This window comes from Gammaproteobacteria bacterium, assembly GCA_029884425.1.
GTDB lineage: Bacteria > Pseudomonadota > Gammaproteobacteria > S012-40 > S012-40 > JAOUHV01.
Map to the genome: position 1 here is coordinate 15,655 of JAOUHV010000013.1, position 25,683 is coordinate 41,337.

Below are 25,683 nucleotides of genomic sequence, written 5' to 3' on the forward strand. Positions count from 1 at the left end.
CTTTGCGTTTCGTTTTAGTTGTATCGATTTGCCTGCTCGCTGGTGGTTGCGCCAGCGAGCCACTCAAGCCCTGGCATAGAGACATTCTGGCCCAGCCACACATGCAGTTATCCGGCGACCCCATGGCGGGCGCGCTGGACGACAAAATCCACTTTTCCCGTGAAGCCAGTCGCGCCGTCAGCGGTGTCGCCGGTGGAGGTTGTGGATGCAACTGAAAAATATCAGCCTGCTGCTATCTGCCGCCACCAGCACACTGCTGGCCCCAACAATCCAGGCCGCGGCATTAAGCAACTCCGGCATCAATGTCACCACCGCTTTTTATGCCGAGGAAAACGGCATCAGCGTTAACGAAAACATTCTTCAACTGCGCAAGGAAATCAGCGAATCTGACAGCATCAGCGTGCTGCTGCAACATGACACCATGACCGGTTCATCGCCCAGCGGAGCCATTGCCGATGGTCACCTCTACACCACCACTACGGCCTCGAACAAAACGGTACAAGTCAGCGCCAATGAAACACCGCACGTGCCGTTTGCTGACGAGCACTACAACACCAACCTCAGCTGGGATCACAAGTTTTCTGCCAGTTTCAGCAACAACCTCAACGCCAGCTACAGCGTTGAAACCGATTATCAGTCAACCGCCGCTGGCGACATGATCAGCAAGGAATTCAACAACCGCATGACGACCATCAGCGCTGGCGCATCGCTCACCGTCGACGACGTAGTGCCATCGCATCAAATCCCTCTGGGATTAACCACCACGACAGATTTATCAGCGCGTGAATTTTCCGCAACCAAAACTACACACAAATACAGTTTGGGCATCAGTCACATTCTGGACCGACGCAGCATTATTGCCGCCACCGTTGGTCAAGTGGTGCAGCAGGGGTACCTGACAGACCCCTACAAAATTATTTCTTACATCAGCGCCGCTACCGGCCTGCACCGCAATCTTGATCCGTACTACAACGAGCGCCGCCCTGATTCGCGAGTCGGCAACAGCCTGACGCTGCAATATCTGCATCAATTCAGCGACAACCTCACCAGTATTAACGCCAGCTATCAGTACTACCAGGATGATTGGCAAATCAACACCCAATCGCTGGCTGTAAAATTACACATCAAACTTTCCAACGGCAGTTACATCGAGCCGGAAGGGCGGATTTACCAACAAACCGCCGCCGATTTTTATCACTACGCGTTAGTCGATGGCCCGTCCGCCGATTACAGCAGCCGTGATATCGTCAGCAATATTGGCAATCTCGACTACGCCAGCGCCGACTATCGCCTGGGCTCCATGCAGTCCTACAGCGTCGGCGGCGCCATTGCCTGGCCACTGGGCAGCAGCGGCGAATTGAAACTCCGTGGTGTTTACCTGGAACAACAAGACATCAACGGACGCTTCGACACCCTCAGAGCATCACTATTTCAGGCCAGCATGAAATGGGACTATTAGCCTGAATTGGCCCGCGATCACTTTATTTCCGCGCAAAAAAACTGTTTATTTCCATCGGCAATCGCCGTTAAATCCTGCGTAGCAACGGAGTTATGCTATCACCCCAAAATCACTCAGAAAATTTCAATCAGCCAATGAGCATGACTAAAAAAATATTCCTGATAGCATTAATAAGCCTGCTGGCATATGCAGGCAATTTACTCAGCTTGCCATTATTGTTTGGCGTCGATTTTCTGTTCGGCAGCATAATCACCCTCGTCGCATTGCGCTATTTTGGCATTGCTGTGGCGCTGCCCGTCGCCATCATTGCCAGCACTTATACCTACTTTCTATGGGGTCATCCCTACGCGATCATCATTTTTTCGCTGGAGATTGCCGTCGTTCATCTGCTGTGCAAAAAACGATTTTCCAGTATTGCTGCGGCCGATGGCGTGTACTGGCTGCTTATTGGTATGCCTATCGTGTTTATTTTTTACGGCAATTTGCTCAACCTGGGCAGTACCGCCACCCAGCTAATTATGTTCAAACAGGCCATCAACGGCATCATCAATGCCATTGTTGCCACGCACCTCATTCACTTAATCACCATATTGACCCGCAGATTTAACCACCAAAACGGCGTAAAACTGGAACTGCGCGATGTGATTTTTTCCACTTTGCTGTCACTGTCTTTATTTGCAGCACTGACCATTATCATTCACCAAAACCAGGATTCATTGGACAGCAGCACCAATAACGTACTCACGGATTTAAAACTGCAAACCCAGGCAGTATCAAAATATATCAATCTTCACGCTGCCGATAACAATGACCCGGATCAACTTTCAAACACGTTCCGCGACGCAGCCAACATTTTTGCCGGCGACACCCAGCTTGCGCTCTTGAATAGCAACAACGAAATTCTTGCCAGCACCACCATATTTACGGCTAGCAGCATTTTCTCAGACCAGGGCAGCACGCAAACCTATCCGTCTGGTTTACAGATCTGGTGGCCAGAGAGAAACAGCATGCCACTCATGGTCTGGTGGAAAAAAGCGCTGTATTTCTATGAATCGACGGATGCGTCTAATCAATTTCGTATTCTGGCGGCACGCCCCAGTCTGGAGGTCATGAATGAGATCCAGAGCCACCAGATAGATTCTTTGAAAATACTGGCAATCGTTGTTTTCATCGCCGCCTTTATTGCCTTTGTAATCAGTCGCGCTCTGAGTTTACAAATCATCAGCCTGGCCAACACCACCCAAAACATCATCAACAAATTGCGTGATGGTGCATCACTGACATGGCCACAAAGCTCCATTTCCGAACTGCACCAGCTTTCCAGTCAATCGCAAGAAATGTCGCAGCACGTTGCGGAATCATTCAAAGAGGTTAATCTGCAAACCGATTCCATTTTGCAGCGTTCTATTGATGGCATTATTACTCTGGATCAACATGGCCGAATCGAAAGTTTTAATCACGCCGCCGAAGTCATGTTTGGGCAATCACCGAAAAATATTATCGGCAAAAACATTTCGACAATCTTCCCCGATTTTTTCTCGGGTGAGAACAACCAGGCAGGACGGCGCGAACTGTCCGCGCGCCACCGCGACGGTCGCAACTTTCCTGTTGAAATTTCCACCAGCGAAATTCACCTGAAGCGCGGCATCATTTTTAGCTGCATCATTGTGGACATCAGCCAGCGCAAAGAAGCCGAGCGACTCAAGCAGGAATTCATTGCCAATGTCAGTCACGAATTACGCACGCCACTGACATCCATTAAAGGCTCCATCGGCTTGCTGGCCTCTGGTGCCATGGCAAGCCAGCCCAATGAAGCAGCAAAGCTGCTCGACATCACCAGCCGCAACGTCGAGCGCCTGTCATTGCTGATCAACGATCTGCTGGATTTTGAAAAACTGGATTCCGGCGCCATGAGTTATCGTCTAAACACAATCGACGTTTGGCCACTGTTGCAACGCGCCGCTACGGACAATTTGCCCTTCGCGCAAAACATGGCGCGCGAATTGGTCATCGAACATTCCGCCGATCTTGCTGTCGTCGCTGACGCCGACCGTTTGTTGCAAATCATCACCAACTTTATTTCCAACGCCGTGAAGTTTTCGCCCCAGGGTTCTCGCGTGGGCCTTGGCATTGAGCAAGTGGACAATCAAGTCAAAATCTACGTCCGCGACCAAGGGCCAGGCATTTCCGACCCATTTAAGGACAGGATTTTCAGCCGCTTCTCACAGGCCGATGGTTCCGATGACCGCCCCGTCCAGAAAGGTACCGGGTTGGGACTGGCCATTTCCAAAAAACTGGCCGAAGACATGGGTGGAAGCGTTGGCTTCCACAACAATCCCGATAAAGGCGCAACGTTCTACGTCACCCTGCCGCTGGCGGCATAACACCGCCAGCGATACTCGTTACAGCAGATTCAGTTCCGCCCACATTGCATCAACACGCTGCTTGACCTCGTCGCTCATGGTAATGGGCACACCCCATTCGCGGGTGGTTTCGCCCGGCCATTTGTTGGTGGCATCCATACCCATTTTTGAGCCCAAACCAGAAACCGGCGAAGCAAAATCAAGATAGTCGATCGGCGTGTTTTCAATCATTGTCGTGTCCCGCGCCGGGTCCATGCGCGTGGTCATGGCCCAGATCACATCGTTCCAGTCACGCACGTTAACGTCGTCATCGCAAACAATCACAAACTTGGTGTACATGAACTGACGCAGGAAAGACCAGACCCCCAGCATCACCCGCTTGGCGTGGCCGGGATACTGTTTCTTCATGCTCACCACCGCCATGCGGTAGGAGCAACCTTCCGGCGGCAAATAAAAATCGACGATTTCCGGAAACTGTTTTTGCAGAATCGGCACGAACACTTCGTTCAGCGCCACGCCCAGAATCGCCGGCTCATCGGGCGGACGTCCGGTGTAGGTGGAATGATAAATCGGCTTGTCGCGATGGGTGATGCGCTCGATAGTGAACACCGGGAAATTATCCACCTCGTTGTAGTAGCCGGTGTGATCGCCAAACGGCCCTTCCGGTGCCATTTCGTCGGGATAAATGTGACCCTCAAGCACGAACTCGGCACTGGCTGGCACCTGTAAATCAATGCCTTTGCACTTCACCACTTCGGTTTTGCTGCCGCGCAGCAGGCCGGCAAACGCATATTCCGACAAGGTATCAGGCACCGGCGTCACCGCGCCCAAAATCGTCGCCGGATCAGCGCCCAGCGCCACCGCCACCGGGAAAGGTTTGCCCGGATATTTTTGCTGCCACTCGCGAAAATCCAGCGCGCCGCCACGATGCGCCAGCCAGCGCATGATGACTTTATTCTTGCCAATCACCTGCTGGCGATAAATGCCCAGGTTCTGCCGTTCCTTGTTCGGCCCCTTGGTGACGACCAGCGCCCAGGTAATCAGCGGGCCAGCATCGCCCGGCCAGCAGGTCTGGATCGGCAGCTTAGACAAATCCACCGCATCGCCTTCGATCACATGATCCTGACACGGCGCACGCGATACTTCTTTGGGCGACATGTTGAGCACTTGCTTGAACACCGGCAATTTTTCCCAGGCATCTTTCAGCCCCTTGGGCGGCTCGGGTTCTTTCAGGTACGCCAGCAGTTTGCCCACTTCGCGCAACGCTTCGACACTTTCCTCACCCATGCCCATGGCGACGCGCTCGGGCGTGCCAAACAAATTGGCCAGCACCGGGATGTCATAACCCTTGGGATTTTCAAACAACACCGCCGGCCCCTTGGCGCGCAAGGTGCGGTCGCAGATTTCGGTCATTTCCAGATTGGGGTCCACGGGCAGGCTGACACGCTTTAGCTCGCCACGCGCTTCGAGGTTCGCGATAAATTCGCGCAGATCCTTGTATTTCATTGATTCTCGCCGGAATGGTTTGATTTTCGGCGATTATAGCACTGCCTCAATAATGGGGGGGCGGCGTTTCCTGGCTCAGATCCACCACGTTCGACGGCGTCACCGCCAGCATCTGCTGCCGCAACAAACCGATCTGCATCGCCTGCTTGTCAATCTGCAACTGCTGCTCGGCAATGCGGTCATTGAGCTCCTGCAGCAGGTCCTCCTGGTAGGCCAGACGGGTTTCCAGTTCGATGATGCGTTCTTCCACGGTTCGACCCTCACAAAAAACCGCATTCTAGCCCACATCCAGCACCGTATGTAAACCGACAGCTCAAGTAGGCCCACATCAAGGTCGTTAGTGGATTTGCGGCCAATAACCGCACAAGGATTATTCAAACCCATTCAAATCACAGGAGTGCATTATGTTTAACTCGACCCTACGCCTCGGCTTCATTTCACTGCTGTTGGTAACCGCCGTCAGTGGCTGTAATGACGGCGGCGGTGGCGGTGGCCCAGCCCCCGCTGTTCTCGGATTTAGCGGCACCACAACCGCCGCCGCCATCGACAGCAGCAACGCCGACACCCTTGGCCTGGCAGCCACCGAAGCGGTTAACTTCGGCATTACTTCAAACAACAATCCGCTGGGTTCTTCAGGGCTAGTCATGAAGGCCAAGGACTCGGTTGGCTTCATTAGACAAAAAGCAGCCAGCGCCGAGACTGCTGGGCAACCCAAGCTGGCCGCCCAAACCATACCCGGCGACTGCGGCGGCTCTGCCACCATGAATGGTGATCTGACGTCGGGAAGCATCGTCTACAACAATTTCTGCATGGATATGGACTTCGGTTTTACAGGCACTCCTGACCCAATCCTTATTTCCGGTAGCATCTCCTATTTCGACGACAACGCCACTTTCCAACGCATGACCTTCACCAACGTTACCATCATCTATCAGGGTGAAACCTTCACTTTCAGCGGTGGTTTTGAATACGACTATGTCAACATGACAACCACTGAATTCAGCGACTTCCGTGGCACTGACGGCACCGTGTACCGCGTCGAAAATGCCGACGTAATTGGCGACAACGCCACGGGATACACCGTCAACGCCCGTATCTACCATCCAACCCACGGCTACGTCGACATCACCACCTACCCAGCCCTGAAGTTTAACTGCGCTCCAGCCTGGCAACCTTCTGAGGGCAGCATCACGGTAGCCGACAGCCTCGGTAACACGGTTGAGGTGGTGTTCAACAGCTGCACCGACGCAACCATTACCAGCACCATCGGTGGTACCGTCGTGGCCAATACTCACACCTGGTAAGGGCAATCCATCGCCAATATCTCAAAGGGCCACCATTGGTGGCCCTTTTTTTTAGTCGCGCCAGCTTAACTTCCCCATGCAAGTCACCCAAAAACACAGCGTCCCACACAACGGCTATTATTCTTGGACTAAATTTGAAGTGTCGCAGGTTTCCCAGTAGACTAGTGGGAGATTTACCCCTTCTGGGTATCAAAGAATTATCCCGCAATCTACCTCACGGTGGTAAGCGGCTTCTTAAATCCACCTTGCTGATAAGGAGACCATCATGGGCGTACTCGTAGGACGTCAAGCACCAGACTTTACTGCACCGGCAGTATTGGGCAGCGGCGAAATCGTTGATACATACAACTTTGCCAAGGCCACCAAAGGCAAATACGCAGTGGTATTTTTCTACCCACTGGATTTCACTTTCGTTTGCCCTTCCGAGCTGATCGCGTTCGATCACCGCATGGACGAGTTCAAGAAGCGCGGCGTGGAAGTGATCGGCGTGTCCATCGACTCTCACTTCACCCACAACGCCTGGCGTAACACGCCCGTGAACAAGGGCGGTATCGGTCCAGTGAAATACACTCTGGTGGCCGATATGACTCACGCCATCTGCAAAGCCTACGACGTGGAACTGCCAGACGGTTCAGTTGCATTCCGTGGTTCGTTCCTGATCGACAAGACCGGCAAAGTGCGCCACCAAGTGGTAAACGACCTGCCACTGGGCCGTAACGTTGACGAAATGATCCGCATGGTTGACGCGCTGCAGTTCACTGAAGAACACGGCGAAGTTTGCCCAGCTGGCTGGAACAAAGGCGACAAGGGCATGACCGCTTCACCAGACGGTGTCGCTGCTTACCTGGCCGGCAACGCCGACAAGCTGTAAGAAATTTTGCGATCGATAAAAAACCGGAGCTTGCTCCGGTTTTTTTGTGCCGGTGACAACCCCTCACCCAGCAACGACTAGCTACACCAATCAGCACCCGCCCTGGCATTCACGCTCAATCGATGAAACCTGCGGCATATTCTGCGATAATCCCCAACAGTGACCCTTAAACCCAGGCCGTGCCTGATAACTTTCTTGAGGAAAAACTAGCTGTGATCATCAAGCCCAAGACCCGTGGTTTTATCTGCACCACCACTCATCCCACCGGCTGTGCCCTGAATGTGGCCGAACAGATCGACAAAGTGAAGGCCGGCGGCCCGGTTAAAAACGGCCCAAAAAAGGTGCTGGTGATCGGCGCCTCGACTGGCTATGGCTTGGCCTCGCGTGTGACTGCCGCGTTTGGCTCTGGCGCAGCCACCATTGGCGTGTTTCTGGAAAAGCCCGCCACCGAAACCAAACCCGGCACTGCTGGCTGGTACAACTCCGCCGCGTTTGAAAAATTCGCACACGGTGCTGGGCTGTACGCCAAGAGCGTCAACGGCGACGCGTTCTCGCACGAAGTGCGCGCCAAAGTCATCGAAATGATCAAAGCGGATCTGGGCCAGGTGGACATGGTGGTCTATTCGCTGGCCTCCCCAGTGCGCAGATTGCCAGACAGCGGCGAACTGGTGCGCTCCGCCCTCAAACCCATCGGCGAAACCTACCGCGCCCGCGCTGTTGATACCAGCAAGGACGTGATGATCGACGCAGTGATTGAACCTGCCAGCGAAGAAGAAATCGCCAACACCGTGACCGTTATGGGCGGCGAAGACTGGGAACTGTGGATGAAAGCCCTGCTGGACGCCGGCGTGCTGGCCAAGGGCGTTAAAACCGTCTCCTACGGCTACATCGGCACTGACATCACCTGGCCGATCTACTGGCACGGTGCTCTGGGTAAAGCCAAAGAGGATATGGACCGTGCCGCTGGTGCCCTGCGTAAACTGTTAGCCCCGGTGAACGGCAGCGCCAATGTCGCGGTGCTCAAGAGCGTCGTCACCCAAGCCTCGGCGGCGATTCCGGTCATGCCGCTGTACATCGCCATCTGCTTCAAGCTGATGAAGACTCAGGGCATTCACGAAGGTTGCCTGGAGCAAATCGACCGCATGTTCCGCACCCAGATTTACAAAGACGGCGGCGCCGACCTGGATGACAGCCAGCGCATCCGTATGGATGACTGGGAATTGCGCGAGGAGATCCAGCGTTCAGTCAAACAAATCTGGCCCCAGGTCACCTCGGAAAACATCTTCCAGCTGTCCGACTATCAGGGCTACAAAGACGAGTTCCTGAAATTGTTCGGCTTTGGTGTACAAGGCGTTGATTATGATGCGGATGTTAATCCCGTCGTCGATTTCCACCCCGTCACTGTCGAATAAGGCTGTACCCAGGCGGGCAAAATATATTGCCCGCCGCCCCCCTTCCCCATCTTCTCTTTTCCCTCAATTTGCTTTATAAACCCGCCGATAAACGGCTCGACCGTTTAACTCTGACGCGCAGGAGCGCAACCAAACCCATGTCCGAATCTGACTTGCTTGATGACCTACAAAGTCCCATCGTTGCTTCACCGTTGCCCATTCCCGCCGCCCACGAACACTATCCCATAACCGAATGCTACCTTGGCATCGGTGACCAGAAACTGATTCCACTGACCATAGACAGCAAGGCTGTTTTTGATCGCTACGTCAATTCGGCCGACAGCCTCCTTGCCGATTTCAGTTTTTCCAATAATTTCATCTGGATGACCCGCATGAGCGGCTTCTACCAGATTTTCAACGATTGCTTTTGCCTGTTCAGTCTCAACGGCGACCACCTGACCATGCTGCTGCCGCCCATCGGCGAACCCGAAAACCAGCGTCAGGCACTGGCCCACTGTTTTGACCTGATGGATTTTTATAACCACCGCCGCCGCTGGTCCAAGGTAGAGTACGTCAGCGCGCATTTCGCCCAATTGCTGGAGGGTGATGCCCAGTGGCTGCTGGAAAAACTGCCACCTGATTACATCTACAACACCACGGACCTGATCGAGCTGAAAGGCAATGCCTACAAGAGCAAGCGTGGCGAGATTAATCAGTTTTTGCGCCTGTTCCCCGAGCATCGCCTGGAGCCCATGCGCGCCGATCATCACGACGGTATTCGTGATCTGCTCAACACCTGGTTGCGCGACCGCCTACAGCCATTGAGCGGAACCACATTGGCGAATTTCCTTGCCTCTGCCGAGCTGGAACGTCAGGGCATCGAACGCATGCTCGAACATTTTGACGCGCTCCATCTCAGCGGCCTGTGCCTGATCGTCAACGACAAACTGGAAGGCTTTACCTTCGGCGAGCGCATCAACGCCGACATGGCCAGCATCCTGTTCGAGAAGACCAATTTCTCCATCCCTGCTGCCGCGCAGTATTTGTTCCGCGAATTCTGTCGCAGCCTGGCGGATTGTCGCTACATCAATGCCGGCGACGATATGGGCCTGGAAAATTTACAGCGAGTGAAAATGAGCTATCGCCCGGTCATGTTCGGCGAGCGCTATGCACTAAGACGGGTTCGGTATTAGAAATAAGGGGCGAAACGCCCCTTAGTTTTTTGCGAAGTAAAATTATTTCTCAGTCGCGCGAGCCGACATTCTGTCCATAATTTCGCTTTTCTTCGCACTGCCCTGGCTGGAGCCGTAGTAGTATGCCGCCACCTGGGTGGAAATCGTGGTCAACGCTCCGAGAATGTAGATCACAATCTCTTTCACGCCACTGCTCTCCAAATGCCCCGCTGGCGCACTGATAATCCAGCCGTACATGCCAAAAGTTAAACCTACGATGCCAATAGCCATCAATGAGTGCACATTTTTCGCCAACCAGCTGGCATGCTCGCTCACCTGAATCTGGGTTTGATTTGTCCGAGCGCTCTGGGTATCCCCCAGATATGCCTCTGTTTCCTTGATGCCCAACGCACGCATTTCCATGTCGTGGTTCATTTTGGCTTTGGCCGCTTCATTTTCCAGCGCTTTACGCTCTTCATCCGAGGTGACGTTTTTGTCAATCGCAGTACCTACGGCATCCACCAAATTTGCCGCGCCCTTGCTGAATAAGTTGCTTAACAAATTTGCCATGTTACACCCCCTCCAAAGAACGCTTTATCCATCCGAAGAAATACTTTCTGTTTTCATTTCGCTGTTCACATATGTGAACGTAACGCGCAATCTTGGCAACCGTGAACATCGCAATAAACTTGGCCGGGTCCATGGCGTTAATCTTTTCCACGCTCTTTGGACCAATCACGCCATCAGCGGTCGCTTCAGCCACTTGCTGCGCCAATTGCGCCGAGATTTTGGTTCCGGCATTCACTGCAAAATCAAAAATGGTTTCCGCTACATCCTGGTCAACGATTTCGTCCCCCATGACGCGGTCCCAAAAATTGAAGTGGTAAAATTTTTCGACCGCTTTTTGCAGCGGGTCATTCGCCCCCAGGCTGTTGGGAAAATTTCCCTTGTTTTTGGCCATGTCGATCATCACCCAGCCTTCCCACTTGGGGAAATAGCGACGTGATACACCACGGTATGTCTCGCCACCCAGATCATCTGGATCAAAGACATAACCGCCTTCCATTTTCAACGTATGCTCAAACGCCTTGCCAAAATCTGCCATATGATTTCCTTCGTTTAGCTTGTGAACTTTCCCAATGTGCCGTTGCTCTCTGCAGAAATGATCTTCACATCCTTGATCACTCACTGACTTACACTTCGATTTGCAGCGTTGCGCACATTATAGAACTACTGTTTCACCACTAAAAAAATTTATTCAATACGCTCGTCGTCGCAACTGGCGGCCACACATCAAAAGCTAGCCAATTTTAATTCTAGCCCATCCTCTGCGGGTTGCTGCCCGAATCGCCATCTGATAACCATAAAAAAAACCGCGCTGATGCGCGGCTTTTTAGACATGGATACAAGCCGCTATTACTCGGCTTTAATCCATTCCTGCAAAGCATTGATGATTTGCTCCGCCTGGTCGCGGCTGGAAATATTGAATTTTGATTTTGTCATGTACTCGCCATTGCGTTTTTGATAGCGACGAATGGTGTACTTGTCCGGACCATACTGTTCTTTGGCGCGGTCCCAATCCTGATAGCGGAAAATCAGTGTGGCCCAAGCGCCCTTGGTCAGCACCTTTTTATCCAGCTCCTTAACCGTGGTAATACCGTCTTCAACATATTCCACGGTGAGTTCATCAACAGTTGACGCCATTTTTGCTCCTTACAATCTCATTAATCATTCTGTTTGCCGTGTTTGCGCCCCAGGTATTCATGACTGCGCATTTCAAACAAGCGGCTTTGGGTTCGTTGAAACGGGAACGCCAGGCGTCCCTCACCATACAATTCATCCGGCGCTTTTTCTGCGACCACGACCAGCTTCACGCCGTGATCATACAGCGCATCCACCAACTGGATAAAACGCTGTGCTGCGTCGTCCCGCCCGCCCCGCATGGACGGGACCCGCCCCAGTAGCAAGGTCTGGTACTCCTGGGCAATGGCGATGTAATCCAATGATGATCGAGGTGTATCACAAAGCGCGGCAAAATCAAACCAAACGACATCACCATGACAGCCACGAACCGGAATTTGCCGACCGTTCACCGTCATCACTCCCGACGCTGGGGTCTGCTGGGTCACTTTGGCAAACTCCGCCGACAGCAGCTCATCACCTTGATCAAACCCCAGCACATGATAGGTTCCGTCTTTTTCCAGCAACTGCAACCGATAGTCGGTGGCGCTGTCCAGAAACACGGTTTCGGTGTGCTGCTTCAGCAGTCCGATGGCCGGCACAAACCGGCTGCGCTGCAAGCCGTTGAGGTACAAGTCGTCCGGCGCAATGTTCGAGGTCGTCACCAACGTCACCCCTTGGGCAAACAATCCCTGCAGGAAGCCGGCAAGTATCATGGCATCGGTGATGTCCAGCACCTGAAACTCGTCCAGACACAGCACGCGAATTTGCGCCGCCACCTGTGCCGCCACCAGCGGCATCGGGTCCGGCGTTTTGGGTAAATCCTTCAGCGCCTGATGAATGTCTTTCATAAAATGCTGAAAATGCACCCGTCGCTTTTGCGTAAACGGCAATGCGTCGAAAAATGTGTCCATCAGGTAGGTTTTACCGCGCCCGGTATCGCCCCACAGATACAGTCCACACTCCGGCGCCTTGGCCGACCGCTTTCCCATCAGCCGACCTAACAGTCCCATCGCCTCCTGTGGCTGCAGCAAACGCTCATACAAATCCTGCAGCCGCTGCACTGCCCGCAACTGCGCCGCATCGGGCGTCAAGTCGCCCCTGGCCAGATCAGACTGGTAGCGCTGCATCGGTGACATAGGATTTTCGGTAGCGGCCAACATGTCCCCCTAGTCGGCTGAGCGGGATTATTTCTTGAAGTGGCCGCTTTTTAGCACAGCCGGCCCGGCCACTCAAACTCGTCACCAAATACGCCCTCCTCCAAGGGTGTCGTAAACCAAGCTTTGCGGTACACTAACACGCACAATAAAAACGATAAGCCCAGATGGAGGGAATCCTCATGAGAAGCACGCTCGCCTTGCTGTTTGCGTCGCTGGTATTAACATTGGCTGGCTGCAGCACCACCACCAAATTGATCGCCAACCACCCAGCCATCATCAATTCCGAACAAGCCAGCCACGCCAAGGTATATTTTTTACGCGAGATTCCCGAACGCAGCCGTGGCGTCGCCGACGACAATCTTCGCATCGAAATCGGCAAACAGCCGCTGCTGTCACTGGCGCAGGGTGAATACAGCCTGATTCGCCTCAAACCCGGCCAATACGATATCGTGATTTTCTCCCGAACCAGCTTAACCACCAACCCTGCACCGGTAGAAGTCTGGCGCGCCCGGCCGTTTGATTTTGTCGCCGGTGAATCCTATTACATCCACACCAAGGCTTTTCAGGAAGAATGGCGTGGTTTTTATTATGTACCCGAATCCATTGGCGAAACCGAAGCGAAAAGTATGGCACGGGTAATGACCGCTGCTGGCGAGCTCACCCAGGCACAGCCACTATACATTCCACCCACACCCGCTCCCGCAAAGTCTGCGCCGAGAGATCCAATTGCGGACGTTTTGAAATAACTGAAAGATGTGATTGCTCGTGAATAAACTGCCTGTTTTTCTCCCAGGGTCGCTACTGGCCCTGGGTCTGCTTAATGCCTGTAGTACCGCCCCCGCCGCCCGCCTCCAGGTTGAAAGCGTCGAGCCCAGCCAGGTTCTGGTGCGCCACGCTCAACAGGTCAACATCAAACTCGATCGCTGGCCTGCCGGCAGTCAACTAGCACTGCTGCCCGGCGATCCGTACATCCAGCAACGTGTCCCGGCACAAGGCAGCCAGGTCATCAGCCAATACGGCATGAGCTGGGTTAACAGCGGCACACAAATCAACGGTTATGCGGAAGGCGCACAAGGACTGGAGTTCATCAGCGAATTCCACACCGAACAGCCGATTCTGGCCATCAGCAGCCAGGAACAACTCATCTATCTGAGCGACGCCCACCCGGCAATCACCGTGGTGGACGCCTCCGAGCCCCTTGATGTACGCAAACTTGGCGAGCTGCGTCTGTCCGCCCCGGTACAGACCCTGGCCAGCACAACCGACCATCTGTGCGCACTGCAAGGCAAAACCCTGCTGTACATTCCGCTGGAAAATGGTTTGCCACAAGCCATCCAGGCACAAACGCCGCTTGAGCGCGCCGACGTCTCACTCAGCGCCGCCCCCGAAGGCTGTCTGGTATTGGACCCTCAACAGGGCCTGCTGGATTTTCAGCGCCATGGTCAACAACTCAAACTGCAGGGCCAGTATCGCTCCAATGCGCAAAGCTTTCAGTTGTCCGGTCAGCAATGGCCCATCGCCGTCGCCGATGGCCGTACCGGCCTGACGCTGCTGCGCCGCGATAACCAGCAAAAACTGCAATGGGCCGGCAGCTACAACAAACTGGGCAGCATCAGCCAGGTCAGCAAGCTCAACAACCGCGTCCTGGTGGCCGATGATCGCGGCGTGTTATCGCTGTTCGACATCACCCGCCCGGAAACACCGCTGCTGCTGTCTGATTTTCGCCTGCCCGCACCGCCGCGCTCCATCGCCCTGGAGCAAGGTCTGGCCCACGTGCTTACCGACAGCGAGCTGCTGATTATCGATTTTTCTGCCGAAAGCACCCCGGCAATCAGCAACCTAGGCGTCAATCTGGGCGGCAGCCGCCGCTCGTTTATTCAGGACGACTTGCTGTACGTGGCCGACTGGTTCTCCGGCCTGCACATTTATGACATCAGCGTGCCGCATCGGCTGAGTCTGGTTTCCAGTTTCAAGACGCCGGGCTCACCCAAGGGCGTGCTGGTGCGCGACGGCATCGCCTACGTGGCCGACGATGACAAGGGCATGCAGTTCATCGACGTGAGTAACCCGCGCCATCCCAAACTGATTTCACATCTGCCGCTGGACGGCTTGGCCTACACCATGAAACTGCGCGGCGATTTGCTCTACCTGGCGGCGCATTACGGTGGCTTTCATATTCTCAACGTCGCCGACATTCGCCATCCGAAATTGGTCGGCACCGTCAACACGCCCGCCAAAGCCTGGGCCGTGGCGCTCAAGGACAACCTCGCCTACGTGGCCGACGACAACAGCGGCATTCTGATTTTTGATGTCAGTGATCCTGCCAATCCCGGTTTGAAAGGCGTGTACGATCCCAAAGGATTTGCCGAAGACATCGTCATCCGCGACAACATTGCCTACGTCGCCTTTTTTGACCAGGGCCTGCACATTCTGGATCTGCACAACCCCTCCCAACCGCGCCTGATCAGCAAACTGGCCACCCCCGGCAATGCCCGTGGCATTGAACTGGTGGGCGATCGCCTCTACCTGGCCTCATGGGAGGCGGGCGTACACATCATCGATATCAAGAATCCTGGGCGCCCAAGCATCATCAGCCGCTACGACACCGTCGGCGCCAGCTGGGGACTTAGCGTAAAGAATGACTCGATTTTCGTTATGGACTGGTGGGGCGGCGTGCGCAGCATCGACATCAGTGACGAAACGGCACCGATTGAAGTCGACCAGTACCAGGCAGGCGGCCAAATCCGCGCCCTGGCCCTCAAAGACAACTTTGCCTTCGCCGCCAGCGGCTCACGTGGCCTGCAGGTGTTTGACGCCACCAACGTGCTCAACCCGGTTTGGGCAACGGGGGTTGATCTGGCCGGCGATGCCCGCGACGTGGCGCTGCAAGGCGAGACGGCATTTGTCGCCGCCGGCGATGGCGGACTGGTCAGTATCGACATCAGCAATCCGTTCCAGAGCCACTGGATCGGCCATCTGCCACTGCAGGGCAGCGCCGACCGGATCGTGCTCGCGGGCAATACCGCCTTCGTTGCCGAACAATCCGGCGTGCTGCGCATTATCGACATCAGTCGTCGCACACAACCACGTTTGCTGCGCAGCTTGAATCTGCAGGTACGCGATCTCTGGCTGGAGCAGCAGCATTTGTTCGTAGCTTCTGACAACGACCAAGTCGCCATTTTTGATGTCAAAAATCTGACCAATTTGACACCAAACCAAATCATCCGCGTCAATCAGCCAAAAATCGTGCGCGCCTGGGGCAAACAACTGTTCGTCGTCAGCCAAAAATTTGGCATTCAGCGTTTCAGCCGCCGCGATAACCAGTATGTCGCCGATGGCGAATTGCGCTATCAAGGCAACCTGCAGGACCTGCAACTGCGCGACAACGTGCTGTACGCCGCCATCCAGGACCAGGGTCTCCTGCGATTGGACGCCACCAGCCTGCAACTGGAAACGCTTTACCCCAGCACTCACGACCTCAGTCGCATTGCACTGACCAAGGACGCCATTTTTTTCGCCGGCGAGCCCATCATCACGTCCGCCCAGCTGCTGTCCAACATCCAGCAACAGCAGCACGGCACACAAATCACCCTGTCGCTACCCAATGATCTGCCGCTGGGCAGCTATCACTTGCTGCTGCAGCAAAACAACGGCGAACAGCAATGGCTGCACAACGCCTTCAAGGTCAGCATCCCCAAGGCCAAAAAGCAAAAGTTCACTTTAGATGATTTAAAGAACGTGATGAAACAACAGGAATTTAGCGGTCAGGCGCCAAAATAACGGCACGCCATCTGCATTAGGTTAACAAACCAGCAGATGGGTGCGCCGTATGACCGCTGTGAAAAAAAACTTTGGGTTCTCCGACGACTCTACCCCAGCGTTTTCCGCCGGCTTGCAAACCACCAGCAATCTTCGCGAGCTGCAGTTTGAAAACCAGCGTCTTAGCCGACAGCTCAAATCCTTCATTGCCAAAGCCCGGCAAAATGAAGAAAAGCTGCGTCGATTCCAACAACTGGAATTGCAACTGATCGAGTGCGGCTCGCTGCACCAATTGCTGCAGCTGGTGCTCAACGACTACCGCCATACCTCCAAACTGGAACAGGTCAGCATCAAACTGCATGACCCGGAATACGAATTGCGCCGCATTATCGAGACCGAGCATGCGGAACTACTAACTCACCCCGGTTTAATCTTCACTGAAGAGCAGCGCGATTTAACCGCGATTTACCGGCATAACTTTTTACCGCTGCTAGGCCCGTATCGTCGCGATCTGCACGAAGGGCTGTTCGTTCCCAGTTCAATGACGCTTCGCAGCGTCGCGATGCTGCCAATGATTCGTAATGGCCAGATCATCGGCAGCCTGCAGCTGGGCAGCAGCAGCGAAGAACGCTTCACCTCCGGCAGCGGCACGGATTTTTTGCAGCGGCTGGCCAATATTGTTGCGGTGTGCCTGCACAACGTCGCCACCGCCGAGCGATTAAAACAGGTCGGCCTGACCGACGTGTTGACTGGCGTCAATAATCGCCGTTTTTTTGATCAGCGCCTACAGGAAGAGAGCAGCGCCGCCAGCCGTAAAAAGCACCCACTGTGCGTCCTGTTCTTTGATGTGGATCATTTCAAGCAAATCAACGACAGCTATGGTCATCATGCCGGCGACATCGTGCTAAAAGAAGTTGCCAACATCATTCGCACCCAACTGCGCACCAGTGATGTGCTGGGCCGCTATGGTGGCGAAGAGTTTTCGGCACTACTGGTCGACACCCCCCTGGAAAAAGCCGTGGAAATTGCAGAACGTGTGCGCAAGGCTATTGCCAGCACACGCTATGCGATCAAATCGCAGCAATCACTGCATGTCACCATTTCCATTGGCATCGCCGCCACGCAATGTAATGAAAATTCGCCCATGACTGCGGACAAAATAGCCGCTCAACTCCTGGCGCAGGCCGATGCCTGCCTGTACGACGCCAAGCACCAAGGGCGCAACCGCGTCATTTGTCGCCAGTTTGCCCAGGCTGCCGCTGATGTCATGGAATAAAAAAGGGCGCTAAAAGCGCCCTTTTTTATTTACCCAAATTTCTCGGCGACTGATCTTATGCCACCATTCCCTTCAGGCTCTTCAGTGCCTGCACCTTAACAGCGCGGCTCTTTGGCTTGGCTTTGAACATGACTTCTTCGCCAGTGAAAGGATTAATACCCTTACGTGCTTTGCGCGCAGGCTTGTTAATTACCTTGATCTTCAGCAGACCAGGCAATTTGAACTCTTCTGCGGAATTCTTCTTAACGTGACGTTCAATAACCACAGTCAATTCGTTAAAAATAGCGACTACGTCCTTCTTGCTCACCCCAGTCACTTCAGACAGGTGGGTAAACAAGCTAGCCTTGCTCATAACATCCTTGATGGGCGAGGTTTCAGACTTTTTCAGCGGCGCTGTAACTTTCTTCGCAGCCGTTTTTGCCACGGCGCTGGCTTTGGAGGAAGCTTTTTTCGCTACCGTCTTCTTGGCAACAACTTTCTTTGCTGCTGCTTTCTTTTTAGTGGCCTTTTTCTTGGCTGCCATGGATATCTACTCCTAAATTAGGGCATTAAACTATTCACCGTGAAAATATATACCGAAATTTGAATGTTTGTTAAGACATTTTCTCTTTTTGCGCTAATTTTTACGGTTTTACTCATCCTGCCATGTAAACGTCGCGTAAACACACAACACAGGCTAAAATGCCCGTTCCATCCGCTACAAAAAACATGCGCACAATGAAACATTTTATCTTTGTTCTGCTTTTCGCCCTTGCCGTTTCAGGCTGCACGGGAGATTCCTACACCGAGCTGCAACTGGCCGCCGCTCGTGGTCAAGCCGATCGTGTAGACGTATTGCTGGATCAGGGCGCCAACGTCGACGAAGCCAATAAATACGGCAAAACCGCATTGATGCTTGCCGCCGAAGCCGGCCACAGCGACACTATTGCGGCCCTGCTAAAACGCAACGCGCAAGCTAATCTGCAAGACATTGATGGCATGACACCCTTAATGTTTGCTGCGGCCAACGGCCATGCTGACGCCATCAAGGTACTGCTGGACAAAGGTGCCGACCCCAACGTCACCAATCGCTACGATGCCTCGGCATTAACCAACTCGGTATTTTTTGGCCACGATGATGCCACTCGCGCACTGCTGGCGGGCAAGACCAAACTTAACAAAGCTACCGTGGAGTACGCGTTTTTAATCAGCGCGGGCTTGGGACGCAATGAACTGCTCAAGCAATTACTCGATTATGGCGTAGACATCAATGCCCGTGGCAAAAACAAGCGGACCGCATTGATTGCTGCCACGCGCTTTGGCCACGCGCACGCGGTGAAATTCCTGCTGGATAAAGGTGCTGATGTCACTGCCCGTGACGATGAAGGCAAAACAGCGCTTGAAATCGCCGAGGAAGAAGAACTCAGCGAGATCGCCACACTGATCAAGTCAGCCAAAACCAGCGGCTGACATGATCCATACCTTACACATCAAGGTCGGCAAGCAAGGTCTGCTCAACATTACCCCGCAAATCGAAAAGCTGGTTAACGACGCTGACGTGAGCGAGGGACTGTGTACTGTTTTTGTGCGCCATACCTCCGCCAGCCTGATCATCCAGGAAAATGCGGATCCTTCGGCAAAGCACGATTTGGAACGCTGGCTGAACCGGCTGGTGGCAGAAGATGATCCGCTATACACCCACACGCTGGAAGGCTCGGACGACATGCCTGCGCATATCAAATCAGTGCTTACCCAGGTGTCACTGGGCATCCCGATAATACATGGCCAACTGGCATTGGGAACCTGGCAGGGTATTTATCTCTGGGAACATCGACACATGGCCAGCGCTCGCGAAATCGTCGTCCACGTCGGCGCATAAAAAAGCCTGCATTTGCAGGCTTTTTTCTACCGATCGAGAGTTACTGCCCCCGTTGCACCGGCATAGGATTATCGCTGTTTCGCCACCACGCCGGCGGCGAACCCGAATGTGGCACGCTGTGACAACGCTCGCAAGTCCACAACGCAAACGCAACCTTGTCATGGCAACGGCCACAATATTCGCCAGACAGAATCGCATCCATATTGATTTTATTCGCCCCTTTTTGCGGCACAAAAATCGCGGGATGACAATTTGAGCAATCCAACCAGCGCGTGTGCGCCAAATGCGGGAAACGGACCCACGGCATCTCCGCCGTGTTCTTCAGCAGGATATCCATATCCATCACTTGCATCTCCCCATCACCAGTGCGAGTGGCGCGCGGCGCGATCAAACCCTCATCAATCGCCTTCGCCCAGTTCACCATACCACGACGATCGACCGGAAAATCTTGCATCGCCGCCGCTGGCTCCTGCAAAGAGGAAATTTCCTGTCCTTCAGGATCGTGAATACCATCTTCCATCAAGGGCTGAAATATCGGCTTTTCTTTAAACACACGGGAATCGTCTTCGACATAGGCGCTAACATTGCCGCGTACCGTGTAGTCCGTGCCAGGCCGGCTACTCTGGCTACCACATCCCACCAACAACACACCAGACAGCAGCGCCAGCATCACCTGCACTCGCATGGAACACCGGGTCATTCCCATCCCCCCTCATTCGTGCCAACTACCAAGCCTTGGCGCCAGCATCTTGTAATATTTGTAATATCTCGTTGTGTTCTTCAGTAATCGCAATCACCAACGGCACTCGACCATCCTCAGTCTTTGCCTGCAAGTTAGCGCCTCGCTTAACCAACAGACGCACAACCTCGGTGTGTCCTTGCAGCGTCGCCCAAAGCAATGGCGTCCAACCCGTGTCCGTCGCCAATTCTTTGTTCGCCCCCAGGTCCAGCAAGCGTTCAACCGCTGCCGCGTGCCCTTCTTTCGCTGCACGGGTCATCGCTGTCCAGCCCGCGTGATCGGTTGCATCCAAACTGGCTCCCTTGCTGGCAAGGTACTCAATCATGGCAACATCACCACTGCGGGCAGCGTACATCAGCGCCGTCCAGCCATAACGGTTGGTTTGATTAACGTCCTGACCATTGGCAACATAGCCTTTGGCTAGTTCATTTTCACCTTTGGCGACTGCGCTCAAAAATTCAGAATTGCCGTCACAGCCCACCAGAACCACGGCGAAAACCAGCAAAATAATTCGTTTCATGCCATCACTACAGAACTGAAATTGACAGGCCTCACGCACCGCTCAACGCATATTAGCGTTCGGACACGCTGGGCACAACGGGAACATTATCACCCACACTTCCTATAATCGAGCGTGGTTTTTCATGCGGAACAATTACTAAGGCAAAGCCCCGGGTACGCTTTACGGACAACCATCCCCTCCCAAAGATGCCGCCATTTGGCGCGTTGCCCCATACCCGGGGTTAGCCATTTACCAACCGTAAAAATTAGAAACCAAGATTACCTGCGGTGTCAGGTCTGTCGCCCAAGGTAATGCTGTCGATGCTGATATTGGATATTTCATGGTCGTACGCAAACGGTGAAATACCGTAAGTCATACCACGCGGATCGACGTTGCTTGTCTCTACACCGTACAGCATGTCCGCAACCCAAACGCTTTTGTTAATACCATGGTCGCCACTGAACACTGTCAGACCCGAACGCAACGACGCGGGTTGACCTGGTACCACGGGAAATTCGTAGTATGCGGTAATACGGTATTCAGTCTCGTCAACCATCACTTCAACGGCGCTAGGCACATTGGGCAGGAACGACGTCATAAGGAGCTTGCTTGAGCCATTATTGTTAAAGCGCAGCACGCGCAATTCGCGGTTCGCAACAAATTCGAAGCGCAGGTAACTGGCCAAATGCCGGCGCTGGGAGTTGGCATACAACTCAACCTTGAAGCCGCGTTCATAGTCGTATGAGTTACCGGAACTTTCTATACCTTTGACGCGGATATAGCGACTGGGCATGGAAACCTGGGTTTTGTTATCCAGAAAATGCATGCGAGGATCCAGCGTATTACGCAACGTATCGCCAGACGCCAGCGGATAGTTCCCGCCGTAGCGCCACAAACCTACAGCCTCAGGATTCGCCGTGTTACCACTCAACACCCGATTTAGCATGATACCGCCGCCACCAAAAACACCTGCTGGCAACTCAATATTCAATCGCCCATTCGCTTCAGTCACCGTAGGTTGTTCACTGGGAAATGCCGAAGACGAATATCTTTGCCAATAGTACGGGACAACCACACCAGCCGCTGAACTCGCAATGTACGGATCGCCGTTATTGAAATCATCGTGTAAAAACACTTCGGCACTGGCTGCGCTCGACACACACAGCGCAGCAGCTACGAACACAGTTTTCTTCATCCAATTTGGCATAAAATTCATTAAAATCATCCTCAAATCAAACCAATCCCAACGTTCCCTGTCCATATCCCGAATGATCTCAGCACGGCAGCTGCGGATAAATATGCCGCTCACAGTACTGGTTTAATCTTAGGTTTCCTTTAAGGGAATGTGCATTGACCGCGAAACCCTGCCGTCGTGGTCAAAATTTACCACAACCTCTATGGAAATGTTAACTTGGTCTAACTCGTTTACTGGATTTGTGCGAGAAAGCGCGAGTATCCGGCGCGAAAAATATCATTTTTGCGAGGAGAAAAGAAATCAAAATTTGATGTTTGCCAGGAGAATTCGGGCAAACCAGCCAACAGATATGCCAAGCCGCGTGCCGTCGCCTCATGCTGATGCAGGCGATGAACCGGCAGTTGGGCAAGGTCCGCCAGGCGTTGACACAAGCCATCGGAGCGCGCCAAGCCGCCACTCAGTAACACCCGTCCGGGCGTCGATTGCCCAACCATGCCGTGCATGTTGTGGTTCAGCAAAAAAACAATACTCTCCAGCACTGCCACAAATTGCTGCGGGATCGTGGCCGCGCCCTGAAAATAACTGCGTCCTTGCGCCCGCCAGAATGGCGAACCCAGGCCGGACACCTGATTCACAAACAACCCTGGCTCGGTGTACACCTGCAGCCAGCCTTCCAGTTGATTGCGCCAGTCTACCCCCGGATGCTGCTGCGCCAGCCAGTCGAGCGCCCTGGCAGCACCATTGACCGTCCCTTCCAGCACGCGCCAACGTTGCGCACCATCACTGTAGACCACGCTGTGCAAATGCCGCGGTGCAAACTGCGCATCGTCACACAAGCGCTGCACAAAACCGCCGGTTCCCAGATTGGCATACCAGCAATCCGACTGCGGTGCCCCCTCGGCGAACAGTGCCGCCGATTGATCACCAGTACAAACCGTCAGTGGAATCCGCCACTGGCCCAGCTGCAGATGCCCAAAGTCGAACCGACAATCCACCAATGTTGGCAGCCACGCCCGATTTAAGCCAAACAAAGACAACAACTCATCGTCCCAGCGCTGCACCTGCACATCCATCAACAGGGTTCGCTGCGCATTGGCAGGATCAGCCAGCAGAGGCCGCTCCTCGAGCAATGCAAACAACAAATAACTCGCCAGCGGCCCCATCACTAGGTCGCCACGCTCGGCCGCCTGCGCCACCGCAGGAAGATGCTGCAAGCACCAGCTCATTTTGCTGGCACCATAGTGCGCATTGGCGAACAATCCGGTTTTTTGCCGCATCATCTCGGTCTGAGCACTCAGGGTGGCAACAAATTCCTCGGCCCGCGTATCCTGCCAGCTAATCACTGGCGTCAATGTCTGCCCAGTGCGTCTATCCCAGCACACCATGCTTGAACGCTGCGTCGCCAATCCTGCCGCCCGCACTCGCGCCGCCGCCTCACCCAACTGCAGCAATACCTGCTCACAGGCCGCGCGCACCGAAGCCACCATCTCTGCGGGTGAATGCTCAACCTGCGAAGGTACCGGCGCATGGGTCGCGATGGCCACCTCGGCCTGCGCATAACAGTGGCCGCGAGCATCAAACACCAGCGCACGACTGGCATGGCCACCCTGATCAATGGCAAGATAGAGTGCTTGATCATCCTTGCTCACCGCCACACTAAGAACCTCACATGATTGAATATTCTGGAATTCTACACAGCAGCTTGATCGTCGCCAGCACTGACCGGGCACTGCAGTTTTATTGCGAGGTGCTGCAACTGGAGCTTGATCCACAGCGGCCATCGCTGGGTTATCCCGGAGCCTGGCTGAACATCGGCCCACAGCAAATTCATCTGCTGGAACTGCCCAACCCCGATCCGGTGGATGGCCGCCCCAGTCATGGCGGACGTGATCGTCACACGGCCATAGGCCTAGCCCAACTGGACACCCTGATCAGCCGCCTGGATGCCGCCGGCATCACCTACACCCTGAGCAAATCCGGTCGCCGCGCGCTGTTTTGTCGCGACCCGGACGGTAATGCCCTGGAGTTCATCGAATTCGGCCGCTAATCCATGCCGCCGAGTAACTGGGCATTGCCGCCAATCGCCGCCGTGTTATTGGTGAGCGTTTGTTCGCTGCAAAACCGGAACAAATAATTTGGCCCACCCGCCTTGGGACCAGTGCCGGACAAGCCCTCACCACCGAACGGCTGAACACCGACCACCGCGCCAATCATGTTGCGATTCACGTAAACATTGCCTACCCGCGCGTGATTCTGGATGTAGCGAATATTTTCATCCACCCGTGAGTGAATCCCCATCGTCAGGCCATAACCACTGGCGTTGATCTGCCGCACCAATTCCGGCAACTCGCTCGCCTCATATTCGAGAATATGCAACACCGGCCCAAAAGTTTCCTCGGTCAATTCGGACAACTGCCGAATGCGATACACCTGCGGCGGGAAATAACTGCCGCCGGCCAATTCCGCCGGCACGGACAAGCGCGCGATCAGCTCCGCTTCGGACTCCATGCGCTGCACATGTGCCTGCAGAGTGGCCGCCGCTGCCGCATCAATTACCGGCCCCACGTCGGTGGACAACAAATTCGGCAATCCCAAGCGCAATTCCTGCATCGCGCCTTTGAGCAACTCAATCACCCGGGGGGCAATTTCCCGCTGCAGCATCAGCACCCGCAGCGCCGAACAACGCTGTCCCGCACTGTTGAACGCCGACAGCATCGCGTCGCTCACCACTTGTTCAGGCAAGGCCGAACTATCCACCAACATGGTGTTCAAGCCACCGGTTTCAGCGATAAACGGTACAATCGCCCCATCACGCGCCGCCAGTTGTCGATTGATGTAACGCGCCGTGTCCGTCGAACCGGTAAACACCACTCCGGCCAAGGCCGAATGCGCCAGCACACTTTCACCTAACATTCGTCCCGGTCCCGGCACCAATCGCAATGCCGATTTGGGCACACCGGCCTGATGCAATAAATCCACGCAATACGCAGCACACAATGGGGTTTGTCGCGCAGGTTTGGCCAACACCGAATTCCCCGTCACCAGCGCGGCCATCACTTGCCCGGAAAAAATCGCCACCGGGAAATTCCACGGACTAATGCACAAAAACATACCGCGACCGTGATAGCGCAACTTGTTTTCTTCTCCAGTCGGCCCTGGCAGCGGATGCTCTTTGCCGAACATGGTTTCAAACTGCGTCGCGTAATAGCGTGCAAAATCGATCGCCTCACGCACTTCACTCAGCGCATCACTCAGGGTGCGGCCACCTTCGGCGACAATCAGCGCGGCCAATTGCGGCGAATGCTGCTGATACAAGTCCGCCGCGCGTCGCAAAATATCAGCCCGTTCGTTGGCAGGCACCATACTCCAGTGTTCATAGCCTTGCTGCAATTCATCAATCAGCGCCGAAATTTGCGCTGCCGCCACTTCGCGGATTTCGCCAACCACT

General features: G+C 54.2%; 25 protein-coding genes. 13 read left to right on the top strand and 12 right to left on the bottom strand.

Features of this window, described 5'->3' with window-relative positions; genetic code table 11:
- The first annotated feature begins 2 nt into the window (after positions 1–2).
- The 3 genes from OEW58_05450 (at position 3) to OEW58_05460 (ending at position 3,843) form a co-directional block, all read left to right on the top strand.
- On the top strand, positions 3–215 hold the full coding sequence (locus tag OEW58_05450) for a DUF4266 domain-containing protein (protein ID MDH5300792.1): 213 nt from the start codon (positions 3–5) through the stop codon (positions 213–215).
- Entirely contained in the window at positions 206–1,459 is a 1,254-nt protein-coding gene (locus OEW58_05455; protein ID MDH5300793.1) for a DUF3570 domain-containing protein, read from the top strand. Before OEW58_05450 ends, OEW58_05455 begins: the two co-directional genes overlap by 10 nt.
- A 140-nt stretch (positions 1,460–1,599) precedes the next feature.
- Positions 1,600–3,843 carry an ATP-binding protein gene (locus OEW58_05460; GenBank protein MDH5300794.1) on the top strand — a complete coding sequence of 748 codons (2,244 nt, stop codon included), beginning with the start codon at positions 1,600–1,602 and terminating at the stop codon, positions 3,841–3,843.
- An 18-nt stretch (positions 3,844–3,861) separates the two neighbouring features.
- On the opposite strand, the gene ubiD is transcribed toward OEW58_05460, so the two are convergent.
- Entirely contained in the window at positions 3,862–5,328 is a 1,467-nt protein-coding gene (gene ubiD / locus OEW58_05465; protein ID MDH5300795.1) for a 4-hydroxy-3-polyprenylbenzoate decarboxylase, read from the bottom strand.
- Positions 5,329–5,374: 46 nt separating this feature from the next.
- Positions 5,375–5,578, bottom strand: coding sequence for a SlyX family protein (locus tag OEW58_05470; GenBank protein MDH5300796.1), 204 nt, complete (start codon positions 5,576–5,578; stop codon positions 5,375–5,377).
- Positions 5,579–5,732: 154 nt separating this feature from the next.
- Here OEW58_05470 and OEW58_05475 point away from each other — a divergent pair, with 154 nt between their 5' ends.
- The 4 genes from OEW58_05475 to OEW58_05490 all read left to right on the top strand — a co-directional run bounded on the left by OEW58_05475 (position 5,733) and on the right by OEW58_05490 (position 10,087).
- A complete protein-coding gene (locus OEW58_05475) occupies positions 5,733–6,632 on the top strand; it encodes a hypothetical protein (GenBank protein MDH5300797.1) in 900 nt (299 codons plus the stop codon).
- 265 nt (positions 6,633–6,897) lie between these two features.
- The gene (locus OEW58_05480) at positions 6,898–7,503 is read left to right on the top strand and encodes a peroxiredoxin C (protein ID MDH5300798.1); all 606 of its coding nucleotides are present in this window, start codon (positions 6,898–6,900) and stop codon (positions 7,501–7,503) included.
- Positions 7,504–7,715: 212 nt separating this feature from the next.
- Positions 7,716–8,915 (top strand): trans-2-enoyl-CoA reductase family protein, encoded by a 1,200-nt coding sequence (locus tag OEW58_05485; GenBank protein MDH5300799.1) that lies wholly within the window; start codon positions 7,716–7,718, stop codon positions 8,913–8,915.
- A 137-nt stretch (positions 8,916–9,052) separates the two neighbouring features.
- Complete coding sequence (locus OEW58_05490; GenBank protein ID MDH5300800.1) at positions 9,053–10,087, top strand: phosphatidylglycerol lysyltransferase domain-containing protein; 1,035 nt, start codon at positions 9,053–9,055, stop codon at positions 10,085–10,087.
- Positions 10,088–10,129: 42 nt separating this feature from the next.
- Here the strand turns inward: OEW58_05490 and OEW58_05495 are convergent, their stop codons facing one another.
- The 4 genes from OEW58_05495 to zapE form a co-directional block, all read right to left on the bottom strand.
- Entirely contained in the window at positions 10,130–10,636 is a 507-nt protein-coding gene (locus OEW58_05495; GenBank protein ID MDH5300801.1) for a hypothetical protein, read from the bottom strand.
- Position 10,637: 1 nt separating this feature from the next.
- Positions 10,638–11,171, bottom strand: coding sequence for an N-acetylmuramidase (locus tag OEW58_05500; GenBank protein MDH5300802.1), 534 nt, complete (start codon positions 11,169–11,171; stop codon positions 10,638–10,640).
- 311 nt (positions 11,172–11,482) lie between these two features.
- Positions 11,483–11,770, bottom strand: a complete 288-nt coding sequence (locus OEW58_05505; GenBank protein MDH5300803.1) for a hypothetical protein — start codon at positions 11,768–11,770, stop codon at positions 11,483–11,485.
- A 20-nt stretch (positions 11,771–11,790) separates the two neighbouring features.
- Positions 11,791–12,885, bottom strand: a complete 1,095-nt coding sequence (gene zapE, locus OEW58_05510; GenBank protein MDH5300804.1) for a cell division protein ZapE — start codon at positions 12,883–12,885, stop codon at positions 11,791–11,793.
- 200 nt (positions 12,886–13,085) lie between these two features.
- On the opposite strand from zapE, the gene OEW58_05515 reads away from it, so the two are divergent.
- From OEW58_05515 to OEW58_05525, 3 genes are read left to right on the top strand one after another with little or no spacing between them, the layout of a single operon-like run.
- Complete coding sequence (locus OEW58_05515) at positions 13,086–13,652, top strand: hypothetical protein (protein ID MDH5300805.1); 567 nt, start codon at positions 13,086–13,088, stop codon at positions 13,650–13,652.
- Between the two features lie 19 nt (positions 13,653–13,671).
- On the top strand, positions 13,672–16,686 hold the full coding sequence (locus OEW58_05520; protein ID MDH5300806.1) for a hypothetical protein: 3,015 nt from the start codon (positions 13,672–13,674) through the stop codon (positions 16,684–16,686).
- 49 nt (positions 16,687–16,735) lie between these two features.
- A complete protein-coding gene (locus OEW58_05525) occupies positions 16,736–17,941 on the top strand; it encodes a sensor domain-containing diguanylate cyclase (GenBank protein ID MDH5300807.1) in 1,206 nt (401 codons plus the stop codon).
- A gap of 55 nt (positions 17,942–17,996) precedes the next feature.
- On the opposite strand, the gene OEW58_05530 is transcribed toward OEW58_05525, so the two are convergent.
- Positions 17,997–18,464 carry an HU family DNA-binding protein gene (locus tag OEW58_05530; protein MDH5300808.1) on the bottom strand — a complete coding sequence of 156 codons (468 nt, stop codon included), beginning with the start codon at positions 18,462–18,464 and terminating at the stop codon, positions 17,997–17,999.
- A 194-nt stretch (positions 18,465–18,658) separates the two neighbouring features.
- On the opposite strand from OEW58_05530, the gene OEW58_05535 reads away from it, so the two are divergent.
- A complete protein-coding gene (locus OEW58_05535; protein MDH5300809.1) occupies positions 18,659–19,390 on the top strand; it encodes an ankyrin repeat domain-containing protein in 732 nt (243 codons plus the stop codon).
- A gap of 1 nt (position 19,391) precedes the next feature.
- The gene (locus OEW58_05540; GenBank protein ID MDH5300810.1) at positions 19,392–19,799 is read left to right on the top strand and encodes a secondary thiamine-phosphate synthase enzyme YjbQ; all 408 of its coding nucleotides are present in this window, start codon (positions 19,392–19,394) and stop codon (positions 19,797–19,799) included.
- A gap of 40 nt (positions 19,800–19,839) precedes the next feature.
- On the opposite strand, the gene OEW58_05545 is transcribed toward OEW58_05540, so the two are convergent.
- From OEW58_05545 to OEW58_05560, 4 genes are all read right to left on the bottom strand, one after another.
- The gene (locus OEW58_05545) at positions 19,840–20,499 is read right to left on the bottom strand and encodes a hypothetical protein (protein MDH5300811.1); all 660 of its coding nucleotides are present in this window, start codon (positions 20,497–20,499) and stop codon (positions 19,840–19,842) included.
- 25 nt (positions 20,500–20,524) lie between these two features.
- Entirely contained in the window at positions 20,525–21,058 is a 534-nt protein-coding gene (locus OEW58_05550; protein MDH5300812.1) for an ankyrin repeat domain-containing protein, read from the bottom strand.
- 247 nt (positions 21,059–21,305) lie between these two features.
- Entirely contained in the window at positions 21,306–22,256 is a 951-nt protein-coding gene (locus OEW58_05555; protein MDH5300813.1) for a hypothetical protein, read from the bottom strand.
- A 209-nt stretch (positions 22,257–22,465) separates the two neighbouring features.
- Entirely contained in the window at positions 22,466–23,890 is a 1,425-nt protein-coding gene (locus tag OEW58_05560) for an FGGY family carbohydrate kinase (protein MDH5300814.1), read from the bottom strand.
- 14 nt (positions 23,891–23,904) lie between these two features.
- On the opposite strand from OEW58_05560, the gene OEW58_05565 reads away from it, so the two are divergent.
- Entirely contained in the window at positions 23,905–24,282 is a 378-nt protein-coding gene (locus OEW58_05565; protein ID MDH5300815.1) for a VOC family protein, read from the top strand.
- Here OEW58_05565 and OEW58_05570 read toward each other — a convergent pair.
- The gene (locus OEW58_05570; GenBank protein ID MDH5300816.1) at positions 24,279–25,682 is read right to left on the bottom strand and encodes an L-glutamate gamma-semialdehyde dehydrogenase; all 1,404 of its coding nucleotides are present in this window, start codon (positions 25,680–25,682) and stop codon (positions 24,279–24,281) included. The genes OEW58_05565 and OEW58_05570 overlap by 4 nt on opposite strands.
- Position 25,683 lies beyond the last annotated feature (1 nt).